The sequence below is a fragment of the Vibrio agarilyticus genome (genome assembly GCF_012641465.1).
GTDB lineage: Bacteria > Pseudomonadota > Gammaproteobacteria > Enterobacterales > Vibrionaceae > Vibrio > Vibrio agarilyticus.
This window is the reverse complement of record NZ_JABAIK010000001.1, coordinates 178,766-203,496: the sequence shown is the minus strand read 5'-3', so window position 1 is coordinate 203,496 and position 24,731 is coordinate 178,766. Positions and strand designations below refer to the sequence as shown.

Annotated in this window: 22 protein-coding genes; 13 read left to right on the top strand and 9 right to left on the bottom strand. The window is 46.6% G+C overall.

The genetic code is table 11. The features are described from left to right. Positions 1 to 52 precede the first annotated feature (52 nt). Genes hisB through hisIE form a run of 5 tightly spaced genes read left to right on the top strand, consistent with a single transcriptional unit; the run spans position 53 to position 3,901 of the window. Positions 53 to 1,126, top strand: a complete 1,074-nt coding sequence (gene hisB, locus HGP28_RS00880; protein ID WP_168834543.1) for a bifunctional histidinol-phosphatase/imidazoleglycerol-phosphate dehydratase HisB — start codon at positions 53 to 55, stop codon at positions 1,124 to 1,126. Positions 1,127 to 1,131: 5 nt separating this feature from the next. Beyond that, on the top strand, positions 1,132 to 1,749 hold the full coding sequence (gene hisH / locus HGP28_RS00875; protein WP_168834542.1) for an imidazole glycerol phosphate synthase subunit HisH: 618 nt from the start codon (positions 1,132 to 1,134) through the stop codon (positions 1,747 to 1,749). Between the two features lie 12 nt (positions 1,750 to 1,761). After that, positions 1,762 to 2,499 carry a 1-(5-phosphoribosyl)-5-[(5-phosphoribosylamino)methylideneamino]imidazole-4-carboxamide isomerase gene (gene hisA / locus HGP28_RS00870; protein WP_168834541.1) on the top strand — a complete coding sequence of 246 codons (738 nt, stop codon included), beginning with the start codon at positions 1,762 to 1,764 and terminating at the stop codon, positions 2,497 to 2,499. Then, complete coding sequence (gene hisF, locus HGP28_RS00865) at positions 2,481 to 3,269, top strand: imidazole glycerol phosphate synthase subunit HisF (RefSeq protein WP_168834540.1); 789 nt, start codon at positions 2,481 to 2,483, stop codon at positions 3,267 to 3,269. The genes hisA and hisF overlap by 19 nt, the downstream gene beginning before the upstream one ends. After that, a complete protein-coding gene (hisIE, locus tag HGP28_RS00860; protein WP_168834539.1) occupies positions 3,266 to 3,901 on the top strand; it encodes a bifunctional phosphoribosyl-AMP cyclohydrolase/phosphoribosyl-ATP diphosphatase HisIE in 636 nt (211 codons plus the stop codon). Before hisF ends, hisIE begins: the two co-directional genes overlap by 4 nt. Before the next feature lie 89 nt (positions 3,902 to 3,990). On the opposite strand, the gene HGP28_RS00855 is transcribed toward hisIE, so the two are convergent. The 4 genes from HGP28_RS00855 to HGP28_RS00840 form a co-directional block, all read right to left on the bottom strand. Next, a complete protein-coding gene (locus HGP28_RS00855) occupies positions 3,991 to 4,518 on the bottom strand; it encodes a YchJ family metal-binding protein (RefSeq protein WP_168834759.1) in 528 nt (175 codons plus the stop codon). A gap of 127 nt (positions 4,519 to 4,645) precedes the next feature. Next, positions 4,646 to 5,869, bottom strand: coding sequence for an EAL and HDOD domain-containing protein (locus HGP28_RS00850; RefSeq protein ID WP_168834538.1), 1,224 nt, complete (start codon positions 5,867 to 5,869; stop codon positions 4,646 to 4,648). A gap of 85 nt (positions 5,870 to 5,954) precedes the next feature. After that, positions 5,955 to 6,707, bottom strand: a complete 753-nt coding sequence (gene lpxH / locus HGP28_RS00845; RefSeq protein WP_168834537.1) for a UDP-2,3-diacylglucosamine diphosphatase — start codon at positions 6,705 to 6,707, stop codon at positions 5,955 to 5,957. 58 nt (positions 6,708 to 6,765) lie between these two features. Then, positions 6,766 to 7,260, bottom strand: a complete 495-nt coding sequence (locus HGP28_RS00840) for a peptidylprolyl isomerase (RefSeq protein ID WP_168834536.1) — start codon at positions 7,258 to 7,260, stop codon at positions 6,766 to 6,768. A gap of 279 nt (positions 7,261 to 7,539) precedes the next feature. Between HGP28_RS00840 and cysS the strand changes: the two genes are divergently transcribed. After that, on the top strand, positions 7,540 to 8,922 hold the full coding sequence (cysS, locus tag HGP28_RS00835) for a cysteine--tRNA ligase (protein ID WP_168834535.1): 1,383 nt from the start codon (positions 7,540 to 7,542) through the stop codon (positions 8,920 to 8,922). A 204-nt stretch (positions 8,923 to 9,126) separates the two neighbouring features. Further along, positions 9,127 to 9,705 carry a thymidine kinase gene (locus HGP28_RS00830; RefSeq protein ID WP_168834534.1) on the top strand — a complete coding sequence of 193 codons (579 nt, stop codon included), beginning with the start codon at positions 9,127 to 9,129 and terminating at the stop codon, positions 9,703 to 9,705. Positions 9,706 to 10,019: 314 nt separating this feature from the next. Here the strand turns inward: HGP28_RS00830 and HGP28_RS00825 are convergent, their stop codons facing one another. From HGP28_RS00825 to HGP28_RS00810, 4 genes are all read right to left on the bottom strand, one after another. Further along, positions 10,020 to 13,187: an efflux RND transporter permease subunit gene (locus tag HGP28_RS00825; RefSeq protein ID WP_168834533.1), complete on the bottom strand. Its 3,168-nt coding sequence runs from the start codon at positions 13,185 to 13,187 to the stop codon at positions 10,020 to 10,022. Between the two features lie 11 nt (positions 13,188 to 13,198). Next, the gene (locus HGP28_RS00820) at positions 13,199 to 14,302 is read right to left on the bottom strand and encodes an efflux RND transporter periplasmic adaptor subunit (RefSeq protein ID WP_168834532.1); all 1,104 of its coding nucleotides are present in this window, start codon (positions 14,300 to 14,302) and stop codon (positions 13,199 to 13,201) included. Positions 14,303 to 14,847: 545 nt separating this feature from the next. Further along, positions 14,848 to 15,711 (bottom strand): NAD-dependent epimerase/dehydratase family protein, encoded by an 864-nt coding sequence (locus HGP28_RS00815; RefSeq protein ID WP_168834531.1) that lies wholly within the window; start codon positions 15,709 to 15,711, stop codon positions 14,848 to 14,850. Between the two features lie 294 nt (positions 15,712 to 16,005). Then, positions 16,006 to 16,242 (bottom strand): TIGR02647 family protein, encoded by a 237-nt coding sequence (locus HGP28_RS00810; RefSeq protein ID WP_168834530.1) that lies wholly within the window; start codon positions 16,240 to 16,242, stop codon positions 16,006 to 16,008. Between the two features lie 377 nt (positions 16,243 to 16,619). On the opposite strand from HGP28_RS00810, the gene focA reads away from it, so the two are divergent. Next, positions 16,620 to 17,462 (top strand): formate transporter FocA, encoded by an 843-nt coding sequence (gene focA, locus HGP28_RS00805; RefSeq protein WP_168834529.1) that lies wholly within the window; start codon positions 16,620 to 16,622, stop codon positions 17,460 to 17,462. Between the two features lie 117 nt (positions 17,463 to 17,579). On the opposite strand, the gene HGP28_RS00800 is transcribed toward focA, so the two are convergent. Next, on the bottom strand, positions 17,580 to 17,735 hold the full coding sequence (locus tag HGP28_RS00800; RefSeq protein WP_168834528.1) for a hypothetical protein: 156 nt from the start codon (positions 17,733 to 17,735) through the stop codon (positions 17,580 to 17,582). Positions 17,736 to 18,475: 740 nt separating this feature from the next. On the opposite strand from HGP28_RS00800, the gene torE reads away from it, so the two are divergent. The 5 genes from torE (at position 18,476) to HGP28_RS00775 (ending at position 24,683) form a co-directional block, all read left to right on the top strand. Beyond that, positions 18,476 to 18,649 (top strand): trimethylamine N-oxide reductase system protein TorE, encoded by a 174-nt coding sequence (gene torE, locus HGP28_RS00795; protein ID WP_168834527.1) that lies wholly within the window; start codon positions 18,476 to 18,478, stop codon positions 18,647 to 18,649. A 53-nt stretch (positions 18,650 to 18,702) separates the two neighbouring features. Further along, positions 18,703 to 19,887 carry a pentaheme c-type cytochrome TorC gene (gene torC, locus HGP28_RS00790; RefSeq protein WP_168834526.1) on the top strand — a complete coding sequence of 395 codons (1,185 nt, stop codon included), beginning with the start codon at positions 18,703 to 18,705 and terminating at the stop codon, positions 19,885 to 19,887. A 22-nt stretch (positions 19,888 to 19,909) separates the two neighbouring features. Further along, entirely contained in the window at positions 19,910 to 22,375 is a 2,466-nt protein-coding gene (torA, locus tag HGP28_RS00785; protein WP_168834525.1) for a trimethylamine-N-oxide reductase TorA, read from the top strand. Between the two features lie 214 nt (positions 22,376 to 22,589). Beyond that, positions 22,590 to 23,579, top strand: coding sequence for a ChaN family lipoprotein (locus HGP28_RS00780; protein ID WP_246225502.1), 990 nt, complete (start codon positions 22,590 to 22,592; stop codon positions 23,577 to 23,579). 198 nt (positions 23,580 to 23,777) lie between these two features. Next, positions 23,778 to 24,683 (top strand): manganese-dependent inorganic pyrophosphatase, encoded by a 906-nt coding sequence (locus HGP28_RS00775; RefSeq protein WP_168834523.1) that lies wholly within the window; start codon positions 23,778 to 23,780, stop codon positions 24,681 to 24,683. Positions 24,684 to 24,731 lie beyond the last annotated feature (48 nt).

The following is a 24,731-nucleotide window of genomic DNA, read 5'->3' as shown; positions in this document are numbered from 1 at the left end:
TTTGCCTATAACATGCCGTGACTGGGCAAAGCGTCTTAATAAGGAAGTTAATGTGAGTAAGCAGCAAAAAATTCTTTTTATCGACCGTGATGGCACCTTAATTGTTGAGCCTCCCGTTGATTTTCAAGTCGACCGCTTAGACAAATTGGCTCTTGAGCCGCTGGTGATCCCAAGTTTGCTAACGCTACAAAACGCAGGTTATCGTCTTGTCATGGTTACCAATCAAGATGGTTTGGGTACAGACAGCTACCCACAAGCTGATTTTGATGCGCCGCACAATATGATGATGGCGATTTTTGAGTCGCAGGGCGTGCAGTTTGACGATGTGTTGATCTGCCCGCATTTCGACAACGAAAATTGCAGTTGTCGTAAACCCAAGTTGGGTTTAGTTCAGCAATATTTACGCGAAGGCAAGGTCGATTTCGAGCGCTCTGTCGTCATTGGCGACCGTCAGACCGATCTGCAATTGGCGGAAAATATGGCGATTCGCGGCATTCAATATCACCCAGAAACTATGGGGTGGGCACAGATTGTTAAAGATCTCACCACGCAACCGCGAATTGCTGAAGTCGTGCGCACAACCAAAGAGACCGATATTCGAGTCAGAGTGAATTTGGATGAGCAAGGTGGCAACCAAATTCACACCGGCCTTGGATTCTTTGACCATATGTTGGATCAGATAGCCACCCACGGCGGCTTCCAATTGGTGTGTCAGGTCTCTGGTGACTTACATATCGATGATCACCACACAATAGAAGATACCGCATTAGCGCTCGGCCAAGCGCTTAAAGATGCCCTTGGTGATAAGCGCGGCATAGGTCGTTTTGGTTTCAGTCTGCCAATGGATGAGTGCTTGGCACAATGCGCCTTGGATTTGTCAGGTCGTCCTTATCTTAAGTTTGACGCACAGTTTCATCGCGAGCAGGTTGGCGACTTGTCGACCGAAATGGTGGTGCATTTCTTCCGCTCATTAACCGATACGCTTGCCTGCACCTTGCACCTGTCATCCACTGGCGATAATGACCACCACATTATTGAGAGTTTGTTTAAGGCATTTGGTCGTACATTGCGCCAAGCGATTAAAGTCGAAGGTAATGAATTACCCAGTAGCAAAGGAGTGCTCTAGTCATTATGAATACGTCACAAAACGTCGTCATTATCGATACGGGTTGCGCCAATGTGTCATCGGTAAAATTTGCGATTGAACGCTTGGGCTATAACGTGAGCGTCTCAAAAGATCCGCAAGTGGTGCTGGCGGCCGATAAATTATTTTTGCCGGGTGTGGGTACTGCAAGTGAGGCAATGAAAAACCTTGCAGAGCGTGACCTTATCGATTTAGTTAAACGCGTTGAGAAACCGTTACTGGGCATCTGTTTAGGCATGCAGCTACTGGCGAAGGTTTCGGAAGAGAAAAGCCTGAATGCTACCGAATCGGTACCCTGTTTGGGCTTGTGTGACGCGCAAGTAAAACGCATGGAAACGGGCGATTTACCGCTACCGCACATGGGGTGGAATACGGTAACAGCAACGCCTGAACACCCCCTGTTTAAAGGTATTGAAGAGGGGGAGTATTTCTACTTCGTTCACAGCTACGCCATCCCGGTTGGAGAGAGCACCATCGCACGCTGCGATTATGGCCAACCCTTTAGCGCCGCAATCCAAAGTGGGCACTATTATGGCGTGCAATTCCACCCAGAGCGTTCAAGCGTAGCGGGCTCAAAGCTGATTCAAAACTTTTTGAACTTGTAAAAGGAATGACTTGTGATTATCCCTGCATTAGATTTAATTGACGGTCAAGTCGTGCGCCTTTATCAAGGTGATTATGGCCAAGTGACCGAATACAAAGTAAACCCTGCCGAACAATTCAAACTGTATCATGACGCGGGGGCTAACTGGCTTCATCTGGTGGATTTAACTGGCGCAAAAGACACAACCGCGCGTCAATTGGATTTGATCTCAACGCTTCTAGCAAGCACCCCAGCTAAGATTCAAATCGGCGGAGGGGTTCGCTCAGAGCAGGATGTGGTTGATCTGCTGGAAGCGGGTGCTCAGCGCGTTGTGGTTGGCTCCACTGCGGTGAAGCATCCAGAAATGGTTAAAGCCTGGATGCGCAGTTACGGCGCGGAAAAAATTGTTTTAGCACTTGATATCAATATTGATGCTGATGGTACGCGTAAAGTGGCCATTTCCGGGTGGCAGGAAGATTCAGGCGTCACGATTGAAGCCTTAATTGAAGATTATCTCACTGTGGGCCTTAAGCATGTGTTATGCACTGATATTTCACGCGATGGCACACTAGCGGGTTCTAATGTTGCACTCTATCAATCGCTGTGCCAGCAATACCCGCAAGTTCAGTTTCAATCGTCGGGTGGTATTGGCGCGCTCTCTGACATTGAAGCTTTAAAGGGCACAGGTGTCGCAGGTGTGATTGTCGGCCGCGCCTTATTGGATGGTAAGTTTACCGCGAAGGAGGCTCTGGCATGTTGGCAAAGCGAATAATTCCCTGTCTTGATGTCCGTGATGGCCAAGTGGTTAAGGGCGTTCAGTTTCGAAATCATGAAATCATTGGTGACATCGTGCCGCTTGCTCAGCGTTACGCCCAAGAAGGGGCTGATGAGCTGGTGTTCTATGACATTACTGCTTCAAGTGATGGCCGCGTAGTCGATAAAAGTTGGGTTAAACGCGTTGCGGAAGTCATCGATATTCCATTTTGTGTAGCCGGTGGCATTAAATCCGCAGAAGATGCTGCGCGTATTTTAGAATTTGGTGCGGATAAAGTATCGATAAACTCGCCCGCCTTGGCGAACCCCAACCTAATTACGGAATTAGCCGATAAGTTTGGTGTGCAATGCATTGTGGTTGGGATTGACTCTTATTTTGACCAAGCAACCGGTCAATATCAGGTCTACCAATTCACTGGTGATGAGGCGCGTACCAAAGCGACTCAGTGGCAAACGGTTGATTGGGTGAAAGAGGTGCAATCACGAGGCGCAGGCGAAATCGTGCTTAATATGATGAACCAAGATGGTGTGCGCAACGGGTACGATCTCGATCAGCTCAATATGGTTCGTCGCGTATGCCGTGTTCCTTTAATTGCATCTGGTGGCGCCGGAGCTATGGCTCACTTTGCGGATGCGTTTATTGAGGCTAATGTGGATGGCGCGTTAGCGGCCTCAGTATTTCACAAGCAAGTGATCAATATTGGTGAACTGAAGCAGTATCTATTAGCTCAAGGCATAACGGCTCGCCCGGTGGAGGTAAGAAAATGACGATGACGACAGAAAATATGGTCCAATTAGGTGAGCGTATTGATTGGGAAAAAGTGAGTGGGCTTATTCCTGCGATTGTGCAAGATAATCAGTCAAGCCAAGTGCTGATGCTTGGTTATATGAACCAAGAAGCGTTGGCTAAAACTTTTGAGACAGGCACGGTCACGTTTTATTCCCGTAGCAAACAGCGTCTGTGGACCAAAGGTGAAACCTCCGGCAATGTGCTGAATTTGGTGAATGCCGCGCTAGATTGCGATAATGACACGCTACTCATCAAGGTCAATCCAGTTGGGCCGACATGCCATTTAGGCACGACGACGTGCTGGGATGGTGATAAACAAGCAGAAACGCAACTGGTTTGGCTTCATCAGCTTGAACAATTGCTTGCTCAGCGTAAACAGGCCAGTCCTGATTCGTCTTATACCGCCAGCTTATACGCGCGTGGCACCAAACGTATTTCGCAGAAAGTGGGTGAAGAAGGGGTTGAAGTCGCGCTTGCGGCGACGTCGGGTGATAAAGCGGAGCTGATCTGCGAATCGGCGGACTTGATTTACCATCTACTGGTGTTACTGCAAGACCAAGGTTTATCACTCAATGATGTCATTAATAAATTGCAAGAGCGCCACAAGTAAGTCGCTCTAATCATCATGCTATGTTTAAAACGCCCAGACCTTATGGAATGGGCGTTTTTGTATTGTTTGGGGTATAGATACGTGAATTTTTAACCGCAGCACTTCTTAAATTTTTTGCCACTGCCACACAAACAAGGGTCATTTCGGCCAATTTTTAGATTGGCGACCGGTGTTTGAAGGCGATTCATGCTTGAATTTTTTCTTTCTGCTGATATTTCAAATGGCGTGTCACTGTACGTACCATCGATGTAATACCACAGGCCATTTTCACGAATAAACCGTGAACGTTCACTCAGGCAGTGTACTGTGCCACTTTCAGCAAAATAGGCATTAAAACTGACGAACCCTTCATCAGCGGTATCACCCGCTTCAGTTTTTACCACATCAAGACCACGCCAGTCGCTGTTGATAGAATCGGCAATGGCTTCACGATTATCATCTGCATGGCAACTGGGGTGATAGGTGGCTACCACATAATCGACTAATCCGAGCACATGGGCACTATAACGCGAGCGCATCAGTTGCTCTGGTGTATGTACTGCCGCATGATCGAGGTGAGCGACTTCACAACAAGCGGAATAAGAGAGGTTGGAACCACAAGAACAAAAAGACACAATAATTTCCTGACAATCGGAGCAAAAACAATGGTGGTACGCGATTCCGATTTGAAGTTGCAGTTGAGCTGCATTAGAGGGCTAAGCTACTGCCGGTCTGCTTCTAGTGGATTGCATACAATTGGCGTCATTATAACGCGACTTGACGTGCCGATAATAGCTCTTGTGTCCAAGAGGAAGCTTGATGGTTGGCCGATGCAAGGGCACTTTCACTGAGTTTTAGTGCTTGGCGGTATTTTTGCACTCGATCCCATTCGGCTTTTTCGTATGAGACAACGGTTGCGAGCACGTAACCCAATATACCTCGGCGTTCTAATAACGCGATTTTAATTTCTTCATCAATTGGTATCTGAGTGATGACGTCAGCGAGTGGTTGATCAAGCAATGAGTCAAGCAAAGAAAACAGACCTGTCAAAAACGCTTGGCCCGGGTCCAGCTTGGTATTCATTTCGCTCAATAGCAGCTCACAGGTGCGCGCGCGTTGAACGGCCAAAGTATAGAGCGAGTGCGGTTTATCTTCTTGCACCGAGGCAAGTGCAATGATAGAGATAAAGCGGCGTAAACGTTCCTCACCAAGATAAATCAGGGCTTGGCGGAAAGACTTAATTTTAGTTTTTAACGTATAGCCTGAATTCACAAATGAAAGCAGTTTATACGATAAGGTTACATCGATAGAAAACAGTCGCTCAACTTCATCAAAATCGATTGGCTCATCGGCAATCACTTTACACAACTGGACTACCGTCAAAAACGATGGGTTCATTTTCCGTTTTTGAATCATTTCTGGCTTACTAAAAAAATAGCCTTGGAAATAATCAAAACCCGCATTAAGTGCAATTTGAAATTCGTCGTAAGTTTCGACTTTTTCAGCTAAAAATTTAATTTTGGTATGTGCCAAAGAACGAATGAACGTTTCTGCTTTTTCTAATGGAAATGTACGAATATCGATTTTTATCATATCGATATAAGGCATAAACCGCATCCATGCTTTACTCGGAATAAAATCGTCCAATGCGATGGAATACCCTTTCATACACAGCGTTTTTATAGCATCAAGCAGATCATCATCGGGCTCACAATCTTCAAGCACTTCTACCACAATGCGATCTTTGGGCAACAAAGTAGGAACTAGGTTGATTAAGCTCTGATAGGGAAAATTCACAAAGCCAAGTTTGTCACCCAAGGTGGAACCATGTGTGGAAAGGAAGTGATCAGAAAGCAAACGGCTGGTTGCAAGCTCTGGGTCGATTTCTGGAAACGTATTTTTCGGCCCATCACGGAACAGCAGTTCAAAACCAATGGTTTTTTTCTTCCGATCTAAAATCGGTTGGCGAGCAACGTACGAATAGTTCAAAACAACACATAATTCTTTTACTAATTGAGCAATATGATAATCATATTTAATAAAATTTCTATGTGATTGCGCAGACAATTTGATTTCAATCTATTTCACATTGTTCATTATTGTGCGTAAGCGCGTGTTGTTTGAGCGAATAGCCGCTTTTATCAACATACAAAATTGAAGCTTGCTCATACCAATCCCCCAAAACAATGCGCGTTTGTCGTGAGCCTTCATAGGTATCTTCGTGAATTGCAGGGCGATGCGTGTGTCCATGAATCATTAAATTGACGTGATGTTGAGCCATAACGGTTGCAACTTCTTGCGCATTTACATCCATGATCGTCATCGACTTAGTCTGTTTGTCGTCACGAATGTCGTGTTGCACTTTGCTGACAATGCGCGTGCGAAGCCTCCAAGGTAGGCGCTTAAAAAGCCATTGAAGCCATGGTTGGTGAACTTTACGTCGAAATGCTTGATAGCGTTCATCATCGGTGCACAGAGTGTCACCGTGAAGGATAACAGCACGCTGTCCATAGAGGTCGATTTCTGTTACATCGGGCAATAAAATGACCCCAGTTTGCTGACAAAATGTCTCACCGAGCAGAAAGTCACGATTACCTTGAATGAAATAAACAGGCACGCCGTGTGTTGTGAGAGCGTGCAATGCCTGACGAATTTGGGAGGCAAAGGGGGTCGGGTCGTCGTCTCCGGTCCAAAACTCAAACAGATCGCCCAGAATATACAGTGCGTCGGCATCGATGGCTTCGCAGTGCAAAAAGTTTAAGAAACAGGTGGTGATGTCAGGACGATTGGCCGCAAGGTGGAGGTCGGAAATGAACAGTGTTGTCATGGTTGTGATATCTGTTTGGGAATAGAGAGCGCATTGCGCTCTCTTGAATAACCGAGGTTTATTCTTCGATAGTCGTGCTAGTGATGACAACATCTTCTAGCGGAACATCTTGGTGCATGCCATAAGAGCCAGTGCTGACCCCTTTGATCTTGTCCACGATGTCCATGCCATCGACGACTTCACCAAATACGCAGTAACCCCAACCGTCGCGACTTTCTGAACGAAAATCTAGGAAAGTGTTGTTGTTCACGTTGATAAAAAATTGCGAACTGGCTGAATGAGGATCCATAGTGCGCGCCATCGCAATGGTGCCTTTTTTGTTGCTCAAACCATTGTTTGCTTCGTTTTTGATTGGTGCACGAGTGCTTTTTTCACGAAGACCAGATTCCATGCCACCGCCTTGGATCATGAATCCATCGATAACGCGGTGAAATAGCGTATTGTCATAGAAACCATCACGGCAATACTGCAAAAAGTTTGCGCTTGTTTCCGGTGCAAGGTCATGGTTGAGTTGGATTTTGATGTCGCCATGATTAGTATGAAGAGTGATCATGCGATGTTCCTTTAGCTCGTTGGGTTTAAAGGGGGATTTTAGCTTAACTTAGCCACGAGACCAACTTTGAAGTTATGCAACTGCTGCGCAGGGACGTTCGCGAGACACATTTCTACCTAAATCATGACAAAGTGCGCAAGTTAGCATCACTGAAATAAGAATGCGTAACAATGAGTAACTTTGATACCTGCGAAGCATCGCGATAGGGATTACCTAATCAAGTCGAAATTGCTATACTCGGTGCCCATTTTGTTCAATTCATTATGACAGATAGCGAAAATGTTAAAGATATATAACACACTTACAAGACAGAAAGAGGAATTCAAACCCATTACCGCAGGTAAAGTGGGGATGTATGTCTGTGGCGTCACCATTTACGATCTCTGTCATATTGGCCATGGTCGTACGTTTGTCTCGTTTGACGTGGTGTCACGTTACCTACGCTTTTTAGGTTATGACCTTACGTTTGTGCGCAATATCACTGACATTGACGACAAAATCATCAAACGTGCGGCTGAAAATGGCGAAAGTTGTGACGCGCTAACGGAACGTTTGATTGGTGAAATGCACGCAGATTTTGACGCACTAAATATGAAGCGTCCTGATGTTGAGCCTCGTGCTACCGAATACATTGCTGAAATTATTGCACTGTGTGAGCGATTGATTGAGCGTGGGTTTGCGTACGTTGCGACCAATGGCGATGTGATGTTTGAAGTGAAGAAATTCGCCGATTACGGCAGGTTGTCAAAGCAAGATTTGGATCAGCTTCAAGCCGGTGCTCGCGTTGATATTGAAGCGGCGAAACGCAGTCCGTTGGATTTCGTATTATGGAAAATGTCAAAACCGGGTGAGCCAACATGGGAATCACCATGGGGCGCCGGTCGTCCTGGTTGGCACATTGAATGTTCGGCAATGAACTCGTCGATTTTGGGTACCTATTTTGATATCCATGGCGGCGGCTCAGACCTTCAGTTCCCACACCATGAAAATGAGATAGCACAATCGTGCTGCGCTTACGATACGCCATACGTAAATACTTGGATGCACAGTGGTATGGTGATGGTTGATAAAGAAAAAATGTCTAAATCACTAGGCAATTTCTTTACCATTCGTGATGTGCTGGGTCACTACGATGCGGAAACCGTACGTTACTTCCTGATGTCAGGTCACTACCGCAGTCAGCTCAATTACAGTGAAGAGAACCTAAATCAAGCGCGAGCGTCACTAGAGCGTTTATACACCGCATTGCGTGGCCTTGATACCAGTATTGCGCCAGCAGGTGGTGAAGAGTACGTAACACGTTTTACCACGGCAATGAACGATGATTTCAATACGCCAGAGGCGTACTCAGTGCTGTTTGATATGGCGCGAGAAATCAACCGACTCAAAACTGAAGATATGGCTGCAGCCAGCGCACTTGGCGCTTTGATGCGTGAGCTTGCCGATGTAATTGGTATTTTACACCAAGATCCGGACGCATTTATGCAGGGCGATAGTGGTGCCGATGAAGAAGTTGCTGAGATTGAAGCATTGATCAAATTGCGCAATGATTCGCGTGCAGCAAAAGATTGGGCGAATGCCGATATGGCGCGAGACAAACTGACTGAAATGGGCATCGTGTTAGAAGATGGCGCAAATGGTACGACTTGGCGTCGTAAGTAAGCTCATTTTGCACTACATGAACCATTAAGTAGTCAATTTATACCCGTCCTACTTGAAGTTGCAGCGGTGTTGACAGGCGTTCACAAACCTCATCACATAGTGTATCTATGTTCACGAAGTGCTCAGAGGCTTTGTTCGTTTGCCGCCTACCTGCAACGCCAAGTTGTTTAGGTATCAGAAGCAGTCAATATAAGGTGTTTGTCTGTGGCACAAATGTATTTTTATTACTCGGCAATGAATGCGGGTAAATCAACAACCTTGTTGCAATCGTCGTTTAATTATCAAGAACGCGGTATGAATCCAGTGATTTTTACCGCCGCATTGGATGACCGTTACGGCGTTGGAAAAGTCAGCTCGCGCATTGGTTTGCAAGCAGAGGCGCAGCTATTTAAAGTTGACACCAATTTATTGGATGAGATCTCGGCGTTGCACCAAGCAAACCCGATTCACTGTGTCCTGATCGATGAATGTCAGTTTTTATCAAAAACGCAGGTGTACCAGCTTACCGAAGTTGTCGATAAGCTGCATATTCCCGTGCTCTGTTATGGATTACGAACCGATTTCTTAGGTGAGCTGTTTGAAGGGAGTCGCTATTTACTCTCGTGGGCCGATAAGTTAGTCGAGTTGAAAACCATTTGTCACTGTGGCCGCAAGGCCAATATGGTGATTCGAACCGATGAACATGGCAATGCGATTCGCGAAGGGGATCAGGTCGATATTGGCGGTAATGATCGTTATGTTTCGGTTTGTCGTGAGCATTATAAAGAGGCCATGGGCAAATAGCTCAGATACCCGTCCCACTTGACGCTGCAGATGCGTTGGCTGCCTCATTCGCCCCAATCACATAGTTTTCTATGCTCATGGGGTCTCATTTGATGGCCGCCTTCCTGCAACGCCAAGTGGTTTGGGTATCTACCCTTCATATTTGACGCTGCAGATGCGTTGGCTGCCTCATTCGCCCCATTCACATAGTTTTCTATGCTCATGGGGTCTCATTCGATGGCCTCTTTCCTGCAACGCCAAGTGGTTGGGTATCTACCTTTCATATTTGAGGCTGCAGATGCGCTGGCTGTCTGCAACGTCGAGTTGCCGAACATTTAAGTTTGTGGTTTAAGATCCTCCGGAGGCGTATTCGACGGCTTGGTCTTTTGCGCCGCATCGGTATCCTCACTTGGAACAGGGCCATCCACCATTGGGCCGTAGTCGTCTTCTAGCCCTTCATGAAGCTTGTGTTGACTTGCGATGTAGGTGTACATCACGGGCAGAACAAAGAGGGTAAATAGAGTACCAACCGCTAAGCCAACCACAATAACCAAACCGATGTTATAGCGCGAAACTGCCCCCGCGCCTGTGGCATAAAGCAGGGGTATTAGGCCTGCGATCATCGCCGATGTCGTCATCAATATTGGTCGTAAACGCACGGTGGCAGCCTCAATAATGGCATCGCGTTTGGTTGCGCCGTTATTGATCTGCTCCTCTTTGGCCACTTCACACATCAAAATACCGTGTTTGGTAATAAGCCCCACTAATGTGATGAGCCCGACTTGCGAATAGATGTTGAGTGAGGTTTCACCCGAAACATGCGTCCACCCAAGGGCAATCAAAGCGCCGCTGATAGCAAGTGGTACGGTACACATGATGACGAGCGGGTCGCGCACACTCTCAAATTGACTTGCTAGGACTAAGAAAATAATGGCGAGCGCTAAGCCAAATGTAACGTAAAGCGCACTGCCTTCGGTGACGAACTGACGTGATTCACCCATGAAGGCGTAAGTATACCCTTGTGGTAAATCCGTTTTTGCCAAGTTTTCAAAGAAGCTGACGGCATCACCCATCGCGACATTGGGCGCAGGAACCGCAGAAATCGTGATTGAGTTCATTTGGTTATAGTGAGGCAGGGTTTTGGCTGAACCATTGACTTTGAAACTGACTAAGCTTGAAAGCGGAACCGCCGCGCCGTTTTGCGCAGTAACATAATAGTTTTCAATGAGATGAGGATTTGCTCTGTCGGCTCGAATCAGTTCTGGGATCACCTCGTAAGAGCGGCCATCAATGTTGACGCGGTTAATGTAACCACCGCTCATCATGGTAGAGAGAGTGGCACCAATTTCTTGCATTGTGACGCCATACGCCCCCGCAGCATCTCGGTCAATGGTTAGTTGGACTAACCCTGAGTCGTATTTGAGATCCACATCAGTGTATACAAATAGTGGGCTCGATTTGGCTTTTTCAAGAATGTTATTCCCCGTGTTGTACAGGGTTTCAAAGTTGGCAGGGCTGGTGATAACAAACTGCACCGGTAAGCCGCCGGAAGCGCCGGGTAATGATGGCAACTGATACGCAGCGGCATTAATGCCCGGAATTTTTTTAGCCGCCGCCGTCACCGTATTGGAAATTTCTAACTGGCTTTGAGTACGGTCACTCCATGGAATTAGCGGACCAAAGGCAATGCCCTGACTGCTGGTTGGCACACCAATGAGCGCAAGCGATGCCGCAGCTTGTGGCTGTTCACCAATGATTTTTGACACCAGCTCCATATTCGCTTGAATGTAATCATTATTGGCATTTGACGGGGCGTTACCAAATACCACAACTACCCCTTGGTCCTCATTAGGGGCAAGTTGCGATGGAATAAAGCTAAACAAAACAGGCAGTGAGGCCAGTACAATTAAAGCAAATACCACAATTACCGGCCGATGGTCGATGACCGAATGTAGCACTCGTTGATAGCGTTTGGTTAGCCCTGATAATGTTCGTTCAACGATTTGCTCGAATTTGCTCGGTTTCTCATGAGCTTTGAGCATTTTTGAGCACATCATAGGAGACAGCGTTAGTGCAACAAAGCCGGAAATAAAGACAGAACCGGCCAAAGTCAGCGCGAATTCTTTAAACAGTGAGCCAGTAATGCCGCCCATCAATGCAATTGGCGCGTAAACCGCTGCAAGTGTGATGGTCATTGAGATCACGGGCACGGCAATTTCTCGCGTTGCGATCACCGCCGCTTTAAAGGGCGGGGTGCCCATTTTTATGTGTCTATCGACATTTTCAACCACCACAATCGCGTCATCGACAACCAGACCAATCGCTAGAACCATCGCAAGTAACGTCAGTAAGTTAAGGGTAAAATCGAGCCCTTGCATAACAAACATTACGCCAATCAGTGACAGTGGAATCGTTACAATCGGGATCACCACGGCTCGAAATGAACCAAGGAAGAGCAAAATTACCACAATAACAATCACAGCCGCTTCGACAATGGTTTTAATCACCTCGTCGATGGAATCGGTGATGGCTAATGTTGAGTCATAGATGAGTTCTGCGCCAATGTTTGGTGGCAGATTCTCATGAATTGATTCAAAGATCACACGAGAGCCTTTGGCAACATCCAGTGGGTTCGCTGTTGGCGTCGCGTTAATACCGATGATCACCGCCTCGCGGCCATTTGCTAATGCGCGTGTGGTGTCGTTACTTTTACTCATGCTCACTTCAGCGACATCACGCAGGTGGACAACTTGGCCACCGTCGCTTTTGATCACTAAGTTTTCAAGCCCTTCGACCGTATCGACTTGACTGTCGATTGTGCCATTAAGAAGCGTGAAATAACTGTTGAATTGACCGACTGCGGATTGATAGTTGTTGCTCTGTAATACCGCAACCAGATCGCTGGTGGATAAATCATACAGGCCAAGTTTTTCAGGATCGGGCCAAACGCGAAGTGCAAAAGGTGCGCCCCCCATCAAGGTGACGTTTGACACACCATTTACGGTTGAAATTTGTGGGTTAACCACGCGATCTAGATAGTCAGCAATCTGACTGGAATTGAGGACATCACTAAAAAATGAGATGTACATAACCGAGGTCGTTGAGCCCGTCGACGAGGTAACGGATGGATTAAGTGCCTCTTTGGGCATCTCATTGGACACAGAGTTTATCTGCGATAAGACATTGGCGAGCGCTTCCTCAGGGTTGGTGTTAAGTATCATGTTAAGCACAATACTTGAGGTGCCAAGTTGACTCGATGAGGTCATAAAATCAAGGTTATCGACCTGAGAAAGTGCCTCCTCTAAAGGCTGCGTAATGAAACCTTCAACCAAAGCCGCATCCGCACCGGGATAGGCAGTGGCGACGGTAATGACCGTATTTGTCATATCGGGATATTGGCGCACCTGCAGGTCATTCATCGCATTAAGCCCGAGGAGGAGCAGTAGCAGACTAAGTGATGCGGCCATCACGGGGCGGAAAATAAAGATATCGGTAAACTTCATCGCCGTCCTCCTTATAACTGTGGCATCTTGTCAGGGACTGAAATGTCATCTGGAACCACGTTAACTTTGACATTGTTCCCCATGTTTAAGATCCCTGTGCTGACCACTTCTTGGCCAAATTCCAACTTGCCAGTGACAAGGGCATTGTTGCCATCACGCTCAATGACAGTGACATTCACTTGACGAACGCGGCTCTCTTTGTCTTTGGTTTCGACAACAAAAACTGAGTCGCCATAGAGCGCAAATACGATAGACGTTTGCGGAACCACAAACTGATTTTCTAATGGTGACAGGCCGACTTTAACATCGGCAAACATGCCACCGCGTAGGGATCTATCGTCGTTCGGAACTTCAGCTTGAATCGTAACAAGGCCAGTATCATCGTTAACGACAGGTTCTATCGCATTGATCTTCCCTTTGTAAGCGCGCTCAGGATACGCTTCGACGGTTAGTGACATCGGCTGGCCAATATAGATTTGGCCCAGTTTGGCTTGTGGCACACTAAAACGCACTCGCATTACCGAAAGATCTTCAAGACGAACGAGGTTAGCGCCAGCGGAAACATACTGCCCGAGGTTGATATTACGAATGCCCAATACGCCGCTAAACGGAGCGCGGATTTCGCGTTGCGCGATCGTTGCCTCAAGGCTTTCAATGTTGGCTTCGAGCGAAAGGTATTTGGACTGAGCCGTTTCTACGCTTTGTTGCGACACCGAGCGCTCTTGGTATAACGCTCGCAACCTTAAATAGTCATCGCGAACGGAGGGCAGTTGTACCTGCTGTGCTTTTAAGTCTGCCCGTTGAACCGAGGCATCAAGGTTTATCAAAACGTCGCCTTGCTTTACCGAAGCGCCGTTAGCAAAGTTTATCGCCGTAACGATGCCTGAAACTTGGTTTGATACTTCAACACCTTGATTGGGTTCGATAAAACCAATTGCAGTGATGTTTCTTGACCAGACGGTGGGCTCAAGTTTTGCTACGGTAACAGGATAGACAGGCTCCGGAAGGTTGGCCAAGGTGTCGGCAATTTTGTTGTTTACGAACATGTTGAAACCAATGACTGTGCCAAACGCGAGTAGCGCAACCACAATCATTCCCAAAACCCATTTTTTCATCGCTTATTCCCCAATGTCGATACGGTGAACGCCTTACAGCCTTTAAATAGCCTGAGTGATATGCCCCCAAAAGTGTGGAGATGCAGATGGGCAGTAAACCGACAAAGCCTCTGATCACAGAACGATTCAGTGATGAGATTTGTGAGAGTTCGCCCTTATTTCATCAATAAAAGTCCATTAACAAACAACGCTGCAACCTCAAGTGGGACGGCTAAAGGCAGTTAAGCGAAGTATAAGCAAGAAAATCGCAAGCGGTGTTGCAATGCAAAGACGTGATGTGATGAGGGGAATTCGATGCCAGTGTTCTCGGCGTTCTCGCAGATATGAGAACGCCCCTATCTTCTTTACGTCAACAAAGAGACCCAGTTACTTCAAGATATACTCTTTACACTTGAAGTGGCAGGGGGTGTTGACTACCTCTCACAAACCTCATCACATAGTTTATCTATGTTCACGAAGTGCTCAGAGGCTTTGTTCGTTTGCTGCCTACCTGCAATTCCAAGTTGTTTGGGTATAAGTCACTTCGAGAGGTGCGGTTCAGCGACTTAACGTGTTTGAGTATCCCGTGACGAGAGGGCCTTGAGTGCATCAAGCGTCGAATTAAAGTGAAATTGGTAGCCAAGCGACAACAGTTTGGTGGCGCTAATGCGTTTACCTGGCTCGTCGTTATGCGCAATTTGTGTGGAGATTTGGGTGTGCTGTTCTGCTGCGGCTCGATAAAACGCCGCCTTACTGACCGTCTCTGGCGTGGTGGCATTGACTAAATGGCTCTCTGGATGGCTCAGTAAAAAGCAGATAATGTCGATAGCGTCATCAAGGTGAAGCATATTGGCAGGCGCTACACGGCTGACTTGTTTAAGCCGATGGATAAAGCGCGCAGGGTGGCGTTGAGGGCCAAATAACCCACTGCAGCGGATCACGCAATATGGAATGCCACTGTTGATTACGGCGTGCTCTGCCGCGAGTAAAATCGCTGATTTGCTGAGATCAGCACCATTCGATGCGGGGTTAGCACAAGACTCATCCATGGTCCCTGTTGGCTGGTCATATACCGATGTTGAACTTATCATGACAAGCTTTTGTATCGCGCTATCTCGTGCGGCTCTCGCAATGCTCAACCAAAACTTGGCATAATCTTGGCCGCCACCCTGACGAAAGCCCGGAGGAAACGAACCAATAATATGGGTGATTTTGTGATGGCGAATTAAGTGAGTGAGCGACTCAAACGCATCCGCTTGTGCCAAATCTAGTGATTCGTAGATGAGTGCGTGTTTCGATGTTTGGAGGATTTCATCGGGCCAATGTCGCCGTGTGACAATCACCTTATCACCGTGTTGTGTTAGCGTGCTTGCAAGTGGTAGACCAAGCCAACCTGCGCCGAGGATGAGTATTCGTCGCTGTATTACCATTTTATATCCCTATGCTCCAAGGCTTTGTTTGCTGATAGTTTTATACCCGTCCTACTTGAAATTGCAGCGGTGTTGACGGGCACTCACAAACTTCATCACATAGTTTAGCTATGTTCACGAAGTGTTCAGAGGCTTTGTTCGCTGGTCGCCTACCTGCATTTTGAAGTTGTTTGGGTATACTGCAACTCCAAAAATGTATCTTGCGATTATCTAGGTCCAAAATGCAAGAAAGGCCGTGAATCGGCCTTTGCTTTGACTTTGAATTGTTCAATATGAACACGGTTTATCGAGGGTTTACGCACTGGCTAAACGGCGTAGCAGACGGTCAGCGTGCTCGGCCATTTCGATGCCTTCGTCGGTTAGATAGCCGCCGTCAGGTTGTGTGCAAAGCTGTTTTTCATAGAGGCGCTGCGCTGCCGCTTTTGCTTCTTCACTTGCATCGCTATGGACTTTAATCCCAGTTGCTGCGCTACTTAAGTCAAATTGGAGCAGCAGATTCATTTCTTCTAATAGTGATTGATCAAACTTCATATGCGATTTCCTTAATGATTCAACCGTTTCAATCTAGCCAGTTTCTCATATAAAGACAATTTTTCTGCGTTTGAATTGCTATGTTCATCCAACTTGTTGTGTTGCGTCGTTGGGGAATGGCTATTTTTACTTTTGTTTTCTCAGCAAGTCACAGAAGGGGCTGCTACGTTAATCTAGATAACGTAGCAGACACTATAACCATGCACCTTGAGGTTACTTAGGTATAGAGTGTTTGTGCCTTGCGAAAGAGATGAGCGCCGAATATGTTAGTGCGTTGGTAAAATAATTTATGGCCTGCACAAAAAATCGCGCTTGAAATGGATCACAAATCGGCGCAACATCCGCGCCCATAATCTTGATGCAGATGGGTGAGCCCCATGAATTTTAACCAATTTGACTCCTTATTACCGCCTCAGGCGGCGGAACGTGCTGCGGAAATTGGTGTGGCCAAAGCCACTAAAGATCCGTTTAAATCTTTTCTTCTAGCGATTTCCGCAGGCTTGCATATTGGTATTGCTTTCATTTTTTATACCACAGTGACAACCGGGGCTGAGGATTTGCCTTGGGGCATGACTCGTCTTGTGGGTGGGTTAGCGTTTAGTTTGGGTCTCATTTTAGTGGTCGTCACTGGCGGAGAATTATTTACCAGTTCGGTGCTAACCTTGGTGGCGCGGGCCAGCGGGAAAATCAACTGGGGAGTCTTGGTTAAAAACTGGGTCATTGTTTACTGCGGTAACCTTGTTGGGGCTTTGCTCCTAGTGGGGTGTATGATGGTGACGAAACAATACATGTTTGACAGTGGCCAAGTCGGTATTAACGCCATGTCGATAGCCCAACATAAGTTGCATCACGGTTTCTGGCAGGCGGTTGCCTTGGGCATCATGTGTAACGTTCTAGTCTGTATTGCTGTTTGGATGACGTTTAGCGGCCGTACTTTAACCGATAAGATTATGGTGATGATTTTACCTGTGGCGATGTTTGTTTCTGCTGGGTTTGAGCATTGTATTGCAAACATGTTTCAAGTGCCTATGGCCATCGGGATCAAGGCGTTTGCCCCTGACGCATTTTGGGCGGCAACAGGCACCAGCATTGCCGATTTCGCTGACTTGACCATTATGAACTTTCTGATTAATAACCTGGTCCCTGTTACCTTAGGCAATATTATCGGTGGTGGCGTGTTTGTCGGCATGTGGTACTGGTTAATTTATCTACGTGAATAGTTCGGCGATACTCGCTCTCGATTTGAAGCGGCAACTTCAATTATTTTGAATATCTATAAAAGGCGCTGGGTAAACTGTGGCGCCTTTTTTGTACCACATTCTCGAATAGTTAATCTTTCAAGACAAATCACATAAAGTGCATACCAATTGCAGCGGTTGAATGGCGACCCATTCGTTATTGCTCTCGTTTGGTTCCGTGATCAGCCAATTCTTTTCGTTCTCTTCTCTCACAGTCTCTTGTTCCCGTTCCAAACCATAACCCTGTGCTTCCATGTGCTGTCTCCTTATGACCCACTCTCTTAGATATAACTTGGCTATATACCCTTTTCACTTGAGGTTGCAGGGCTTTTGTTCGAAAAATTAAGGGGCTGGCTCTTACAAACCTCATCACATAATTAGTCTATGTTCACGAAGTGCTCAGAGGTTATGTTCGTTTGCCGCTTACCTGCAACGCCAAATTGTTTGGGTATAGGTATAAAAGTGCGAAATGACAGTCACATGACGAAAACGTGTAATTGTAGTGTCAGAAAGGTTATCCACATTTTCTGTGGATAAGGTGTGTTCGATCCCGTGGACAAGCTTTCTGGTGCTAACCTTTTGGTTTAAATAGATAAAAACTCTTATTGCACAACGAGTGTCAAGCGTTTTTTTAGGCAGCATTACAGTAAACGCCCGCACACTAAGCTGGCGATTTATTTCGCTGAGTATTGTGACGATGATTTCGTTTAATGAGGCGATGGGTGGATTGTGGTTGTAAGTTATTTGTTAAATATTATTGGTGTGGATTTGTTTTAATTTTTCTTCATATTTTTCCATATATTAAAACATCAAAAAGCAATTGATCACATCTCGGTTTGGCTTCAAAAAAGTACCGAATTACAAGGGATTTGGCGTGTTAATTGATTGAATAAATCGCTAGATTTGATCTAACATTTCGCCCCAGTAAAGTTTCTTAAACCTCGCTCTTTTGAGTGGGGTTTTTTCAATTTTGAATCAAAATCATGGGCAAATGTATGAGTGATGTTAATAAAATTGAAGGTGGCGAAGAACGCTCTTTGGAGTGGAAGTCATTTTTCTTCATTACTGTTGTTCTGTTTCCAATTCTGAGTGTGGCTCTGGTTGGGGGATACGGATTTATCGTCTGGTTTATGCAGATGTTTTTAATCGGACCTCCAGGCGCTCATTAATCGAGATCCAACCTTGAGTTAGGCAATATCAGAAAGAAGTTAGAGTACAGAACATGAAATCATTAATTATTAAGCTTTGGCGCACCTTAACTCGCCCAGCCGTCCACATTAGTCTCGGCGTGCTAACCATGGGTGGCTTTATTGCGGGCATTATTTTTTGGGGTGGGTTTAACACCGCACTGGAAGTGACAAACACAGAAGAATTCTGTGTTGGCTGTCATACCATGAGCGAGAACGTTTATGTCGAACTGCAAGAAACGGTGCACTGGAAAAACAGCTCTGGCGTTCGTGCAACGTGTCCAGATTGTCATGTTCCACATAATTGGACTGACAAAATTGCGCGTAAGATGCAGGCCTCTAAAGAGGTGTTTGCGCAAGTCTTTGGTAATTACGATGAGCCGGGGGCGTTTGAAGAACGTCGTATCGTTCTTGCGCAAAATGAGTGGGCCCGTTTTTCTGCGAACAAATCGTTAGAGTGTAAAAACTGCCACAACTATGACTCAATGGACTTTGACCAAATGTCTGCCACCGCTCGCATTCAAATGAAGCAAGCAGCGGAGAAAGATCAAAGCTGTTTGGATTGTCACAAAGGTATTGCCCACAAACTGCCAGAGAATATGGACAGTGTGGGCGGCATTGTCGGTGAGCTAGAGCAATTGACTTCAGGTACAGATTACGCAGCAGGACAACAAATCGTTACCGTGCGTCATTTGCCTGTCTATTTCTCAGCAGATGCCAAAAAAGAAGCCGGTTTGATTAACCCAGCGTCTACCGTCACCGTTTTGGAAGAGAAGGGCGACATGGTGAAAGTTGAAATTGACGGTTGGCGTAAAGCGAAAGGCTTTGGCCGAGTGATTCAAGAAGACTTCGGTTTGAACATTGCAACCGCCTCTTTGTTAAAAGAAGCCTCGACCGATAGCAATGTTATCACGACGGGTGAAAAGAAAGTCGACGAGCTTACTGGCTTGCCATGGGAAAAAGTGGCTGCAACGGTTTGGATGAAAAAAGAGTCGTCACTTAACGACGTGACACCGATTTGGGAAAAAGCCCGCGAGTCGTATAACACTAACTGTTCAGTGTGCCATACCCAACCAGCAGAGGCGCATTTTGATGCCAATACTTGGCCGGGCATGTTTGATGGCATGTTGGCGTTCGTGAACTTTGATACCGACAGTGAAGCACTGGTACTGAAGTATCTGCAGAAGCATTCATCAGATTTTGTTGAAGCACACCACTAATTCAGCGATTGGAGAAGTCATTATGTCTATTACACGCAGAAGTTTTCTAAAAGGCGTTGCGACAACCAGCGCTGTTTCAGTAATGGGTCCTAGCCTACTGGTTTCAAATTCAGCTAAAGCGGCTGAAACCAGCGGTACTTGGAAAGTATCTGGTTCGCATTGGGGCGCGTTTCGCGCCCACATCTACGGCGGCAAAGTTCAAGCGGTAAAACCACTATCGGAAATCGATAAGCACCCTACCGATATGCTGAATGGTATTCGTGGGATCCTCTACAGCCCATCGCGCGTGCGTTACCCTATGGTGCGTTTGGATTGGCTGAAAAAGCACAAATTTAGCGGTGATACGCGTGGTAACAACCGTTTTGTTCGCGTCACTTGGGATGAAGCGCTGGACTTGTTCTACCGCGAGCTTGAGCTGGTACAAAAAGAGTACGGCCCATCGGGTCTGATGGCAGGCCAAACTGGTTGGAACCAAACGGGTCTATTCCATAACTGTACTGCTCATATGCAGCGCGCGGTTGGTATGCACGGTAACTTCATTAAAAAAGTGGGCGACTACTCAACGGGTGCGGGTCAAACCATCATGCCGTATGTTTTAGGCTCGACGGAAGTTTACGCACAAGGCACCTCTTGGTCAGAAATTATTGCTAATTCTGACAACATTGTCCTTTGGGCAACCGATCCGGTGAAAAACCTGCAAGTGGGTTGGAACTGTGAAACCCATGAGTCTTATGCTTACCTTGAGCAACTGAAAGAAAAAATCGCTAAGGGCGAGATCAATGTGCTTTCCGTTGATCCAGTGAAGAACAAAACTCAGCGTTACTTCCAAAATGATCACATGTACATCAACCCGCAAACTGACGTTGCCTTTATGTTGGCGGTTGCACACGTACTGTATAACGAAGATCTGTACGATAAAGAGTTCATCAAAACCTATTGTATTGGTTTTGAAGAGTTTATCGCTTATGTGCAAGGTCAAACCAAAGACAACGTTGAGAAGACCCCAGAGTGGGCGGCGGCGATTTGTGGTGTATCAGCCGACCAAATTCGCGACTTTGCTCGCATGTTGGTCAGTGGTCGTACTCAGCTGCTGTTTGGTTGGTGTATTCAGCGTCAAGAGCATGGTGAACAGCCATACTGGATGGGCGCGGTTATCGCTGCGATGGTCGGTCAAATTGGCTTGCCTGGTGGGGGGATCTCTTATGGTCACCACTATTCAAGTATCGGCGTACCATCAACTGGTTTTGCAGGCCCTGGCGCGTTCCCACGTAACCTAGATACAGGTTCAAAACCGAAGTGGGATAATAACGACTTTAAAGGCTTTAGCAGTGTGATTCCGGTGGCGCGTTGGGTTGATTCGATCCTCGAACCGGGCAAAAAGATCCGCTATAACGGCGCTGACGTGACTCTGCCAGATTTTAAAATGGTGGTTATTTCCGGTAACAACCCATGGCATCACCACCAAGATCGTAACCGCATGAAGCAGGCGTTCCGTAAGTTACACACTGTGGTGACCATTGAATTTACCTGGACTGCGACTTGTCGTTTCTCTGATATCGTATTGCCAGCGTGTACTCAATGGGAACGTAATGACATTGACGTTTACGGCTCATACTCAAACCGTGGTTTGGTGGCAATGCACCGTTTGGTTGATCCGCTGTTCCAGTCAAAAACCGATTTCCAAATTATGACGGAACTGACGGAGCGTTTTGGCCGTGCTGATGAATACACTCGTGGCATGACTGAAATGGAGTGGCTGCGTTCACTTTACGCTGAATGTAAAAAAACCAACGCGGGCAAGTTTGAGATGCCAGAGTTTGATGAGTTCTGGGAAAAGAGCGTATTGGATTTTGGTACTGGAAAACCTTGGGTTCGCCATGCTGATTTCCGCCGTGATCCTGAAATCAACCCATTGGGTACGCCGTCGGGCTTTATTGAAATCAGCTCACGCAAGATCGGCCGTTACGGTTATGAGCATTGCCAAGAGCACCCAATGTGGTTCGAAAAAACCGAGCGTTCTCATGGCGGCCCAGGTTCTGACAAGTATCCGTACTGGCTGCAATCGTGTCACCCAGACAAGCGTTTGCATTCGCAGATGTGTGACTCGGAAGAGTTCCGTGCCACTTACGCGGTGCAAGGTCGTGAACCTGTGTACATCAACCCACAAGATGCAAAAGCCAAAGGCATCAAAGATGGGGATCTAGTGCGAGTGTACAATGACCGTGGTCAGCTTTTGGCCGGCGCAGTACTGAGTGACAGCTACCCACGTGGCGTGATTCGTATCGAAGAGGGTGCGTGGTATGGCCCTATGAGTGAAAAAGACGGCGCGCTTTGTACTTATGGCGATCCAAACAACCTTACATTGGACGTGGGTTCGTCTGAGCTGGCGCAAGCGACCTCAGCCAATACTTGTATTGTGGAGTTTGAGAAGTTCACTGGCAAGGTGCCACCGGTTCTCTCCTTTGGTGGGCCGATTGAAGTGATGTAATCACCCTTAGAAAATACCAGCCACGTGCTGGTATTTTTTTATTGTTATCCCAAAACCACCGCTTTGGGCGGTGGTGATTGTTTTTAAAATGCTATATTTTTGAAGTGATATCGCGGCGACTAGAGCACAATTCTTTTCAATTTTTGATTGTTGATAATAAAAATAATTCTCATTATAGTGACTGGGTTTTCATATCCCTAATGAGGTTATTTTGATGCTTCGCACCGCGATCATTCCTATTATTCTTGTTACGTTATCGGGTTGCGTAACTGCGCCCAATTACGCTCCGATTGAATCTAAAACCCCCGATCCATTGAATACGCTTTATGATTATCAAGTGTATGGTCAAAATGGTGAGATCGGCACGACAACGCAATTAGCGCAACAACTTGCCCACTACGATATTATTTTGGTTGGTGAATATCATAGTCATCCCGGAATTCACCGTCTTCAGACGGATTTATTTTACCAGATGGTTCAAGTCGCGCCGGTCCAGTTATCCATGGAGCAGTTCTCGCGCGACAAGCAAGCGATAGTCTCAAACTACATTAAGGGGGAGATAGGAGAAGCGCTGTTTCTTGAGCAGGCGAATGCTTGGCCAAATTACAAAAGTGACTACCGTGGCATTGTTGAAATTGCCAAAGCGTACAATCGAGACGTGATTGCCGCTAATGCACCACGAAATATGGTCAAATGCATTGGCCGTCATGGTGACCGTTATATTGAGTCTCTTTCATTAAGCGATAGAGCATTATTGGCAAGTGAAATTAATACCCAGTCGCGCCCGTACAAAACTCAGTTTATGCAGCTGATGGGGCTGGCGTCTGGTGAAAACCCCAGCCCGCGTTACGAGCAGCTGTACCAAGCTCAAATTACTTGGGATGCGACCATGGCTGAGAGCATGTTGCAGGCGAGCTATGTCGATACGCCGATTTATCATATTGCAGGAAATTATCACGTTGACCAAGCTGGTGCGTTAGATCACGCATTACTTGCACGCGATAGTCGCTTAAAAATTGCGAAAGTTGTGCCATTTTTTTCCGAGAAACCACCAATCCCAGCAAGCTCTCGTTTAGATAGCTACTTTGTGCGTGTGCAGCCGTTGCCGTTAGAACATTTAAACGAAGATGAGCGAAAATTGGCGTACAAACGGGGGCATAGTGCTGGTGCAAAAGAGCCGGTGATCTGCTTTGTCAAAGAATAAGTGGCGCGTGTATTTTGCTTGTTTGCTGCCGACCAGCATCTTGAAGTCACTTGGGTATATAAAGCGCAGCTTTGCTGCTGCGCCAATGATCTTGTGTATAAATTCAATGACAATTGTGATTTTTTAGGTAAAATTTTCGCCTTCGTGAGCAACCTAGCTTGGTGCGCCAAGCTTGAAACCAATGAATAGGAAAAATCGATGATTCTAGTTGTAGGTCATAAGAACCCAGACAGTGATAGCATCTGTAGCGCTATCGTGGCTACTGAACTACTCAAAGCCCGTGGTGAAGCGGCAATGCCAATTCGTCAAGGCGAGATCAACCGTGAAACTCAGCACATTCTTGATGTTGCAGGCGCAACTGCACCAGAGCTACGCACACAGGTTGCGGGCGAAAAAGTATGGTTGGTTGACTATTCAGATTTGGCTCAGGCTCCGGATGACATCACCGAGGCTGAAATTTTGGGTATCGTTGACCATCACCGCCTTGGTGATGTAATGACAGTCAACCCGATGGAAGCATGGATTTGGCCTGTTGGCTGTACCAACACCGTCCTGTTCAATATGTTTAAGATTGAAGGCCATGAAATCACGCCAATGATTGCCAAATTGATGATGTCTGCGATTTTGTCAGACACTGTGGGTTTTGCGTCGCCAACGTGCACTCAAAAAGACAAAGACGCGGTTGCGGAATTGGCTGTGATCGCCGACGTTGCTGATATTGATGCCTTCATTAAAGATTTGTTGATTGCCAAAACGAACATCGAAGGGCTAAGCGCCGCTGAGCTTGTTGAAAAAGATCTTAAAGGTTACCCATTTAATGGTCGTGACGTTGTCGTTGGTCAAGTTGAGTTGGCGACACTTGAGCAAGTCGATGCAATGATTGACGCACTAGAAGCGGATCTTGAGCGTCGTTGTAACGAAGAAGGTTTGGCTTTTGCCGCACTGATGCTAACAGACATCACTACGGCAAAAACTCGTCTGCTGCACAAAGGTGAATGGTCAGAGAAACTGAACAAGCACGAGCAAGACGGCATGCTGATGATGGAAAACACCCTAAGCCGTAAGAAGCAGGGTTGGCCTTGGCTACAAACCGAATTGGTTTAAGTCTAAGCGCATTTGTGCTTTTGGTAATAAAAAACGCTCGAGTGATAC

Coding starts and splice junctions, on each gene's coding strand:
- hisF (WP_168834540.1), top strand. CDS start 2,481: ATGTTGGCAAAGCGAATAATTCCCTGTCTTGATGTCCGTGATGGCCAA.
- cysS (WP_168834535.1), top strand. CDS start 7,540: ATGTTAAAGATATATAACACACTTACAAGACAGAAAGAGGAATTCAAA.
- HGP28_RS00825 (WP_168834533.1), bottom strand. CDS start 13,187: ATGAAGTTTACCGATATCTTTATTTTCCGCCCCGTGATGGCCGCATCA.
- HGP28_RS00810 (WP_168834530.1), bottom strand. CDS start 16,242: ATGAAGTTTGATCAATCACTATTAGAAGAAATGAATCTGCTGCTCCAA.
- HGP28_RS00820 (WP_168834532.1), bottom strand. CDS start 14,302: ATGAAAAAATGGGTTTTGGGAATGATTGTGGTTGCGCTACTCGCGTTT.
- HGP28_RS00840 (WP_168834536.1), bottom strand. CDS start 7,260: ATGATCACTCTTCATACTAATCATGGCGACATCAAAATCCAACTCAAC.
- lpxH (WP_168834537.1), bottom strand. CDS start 6,707: ATGACAACACTGTTCATTTCCGACCTCCACCTTGCGGCCAATCGTCCT.
- hisH (WP_168834542.1), top strand. CDS start 1,132: ATGAATACGTCACAAAACGTCGTCATTATCGATACGGGTTGCGCCAAT.
- hisIE (WP_168834539.1), top strand. CDS start 3,266: ATGACGATGACGACAGAAAATATGGTCCAATTAGGTGAGCGTATTGAT.
- HGP28_RS00815 (WP_168834531.1), bottom strand. CDS start 15,711: ATGGTAATACAGCGACGAATACTCATCCTCGGCGCAGGTTGGCTTGGT.
- HGP28_RS00780 (WP_246225502.1), top strand. CDS start 22,590: ATGCTTCGCACCGCGATCATTCCTATTATTCTTGTTACGTTATCGGGT.
- HGP28_RS00775 (WP_168834523.1), top strand. CDS start 23,778: ATGATTCTAGTTGTAGGTCATAAGAACCCAGACAGTGATAGCATCTGT.
- torC (WP_168834526.1), top strand. CDS start 18,703: ATGAAATCATTAATTATTAAGCTTTGGCGCACCTTAACTCGCCCAGCC.
- HGP28_RS00800 (WP_168834528.1), bottom strand. CDS start 17,735: ATGGAAGCACAGGGTTATGGTTTGGAACGGGAACAAGAGACTGTGAGA.
- focA (WP_168834529.1), top strand. CDS start 16,620: ATGAATTTTAACCAATTTGACTCCTTATTACCGCCTCAGGCGGCGGAA.
- torE (WP_168834527.1), top strand. CDS start 18,476: ATGAGTGATGTTAATAAAATTGAAGGTGGCGAAGAACGCTCTTTGGAG.
- torA (WP_168834525.1), top strand. CDS start 19,910: ATGTCTATTACACGCAGAAGTTTTCTAAAAGGCGTTGCGACAACCAGC.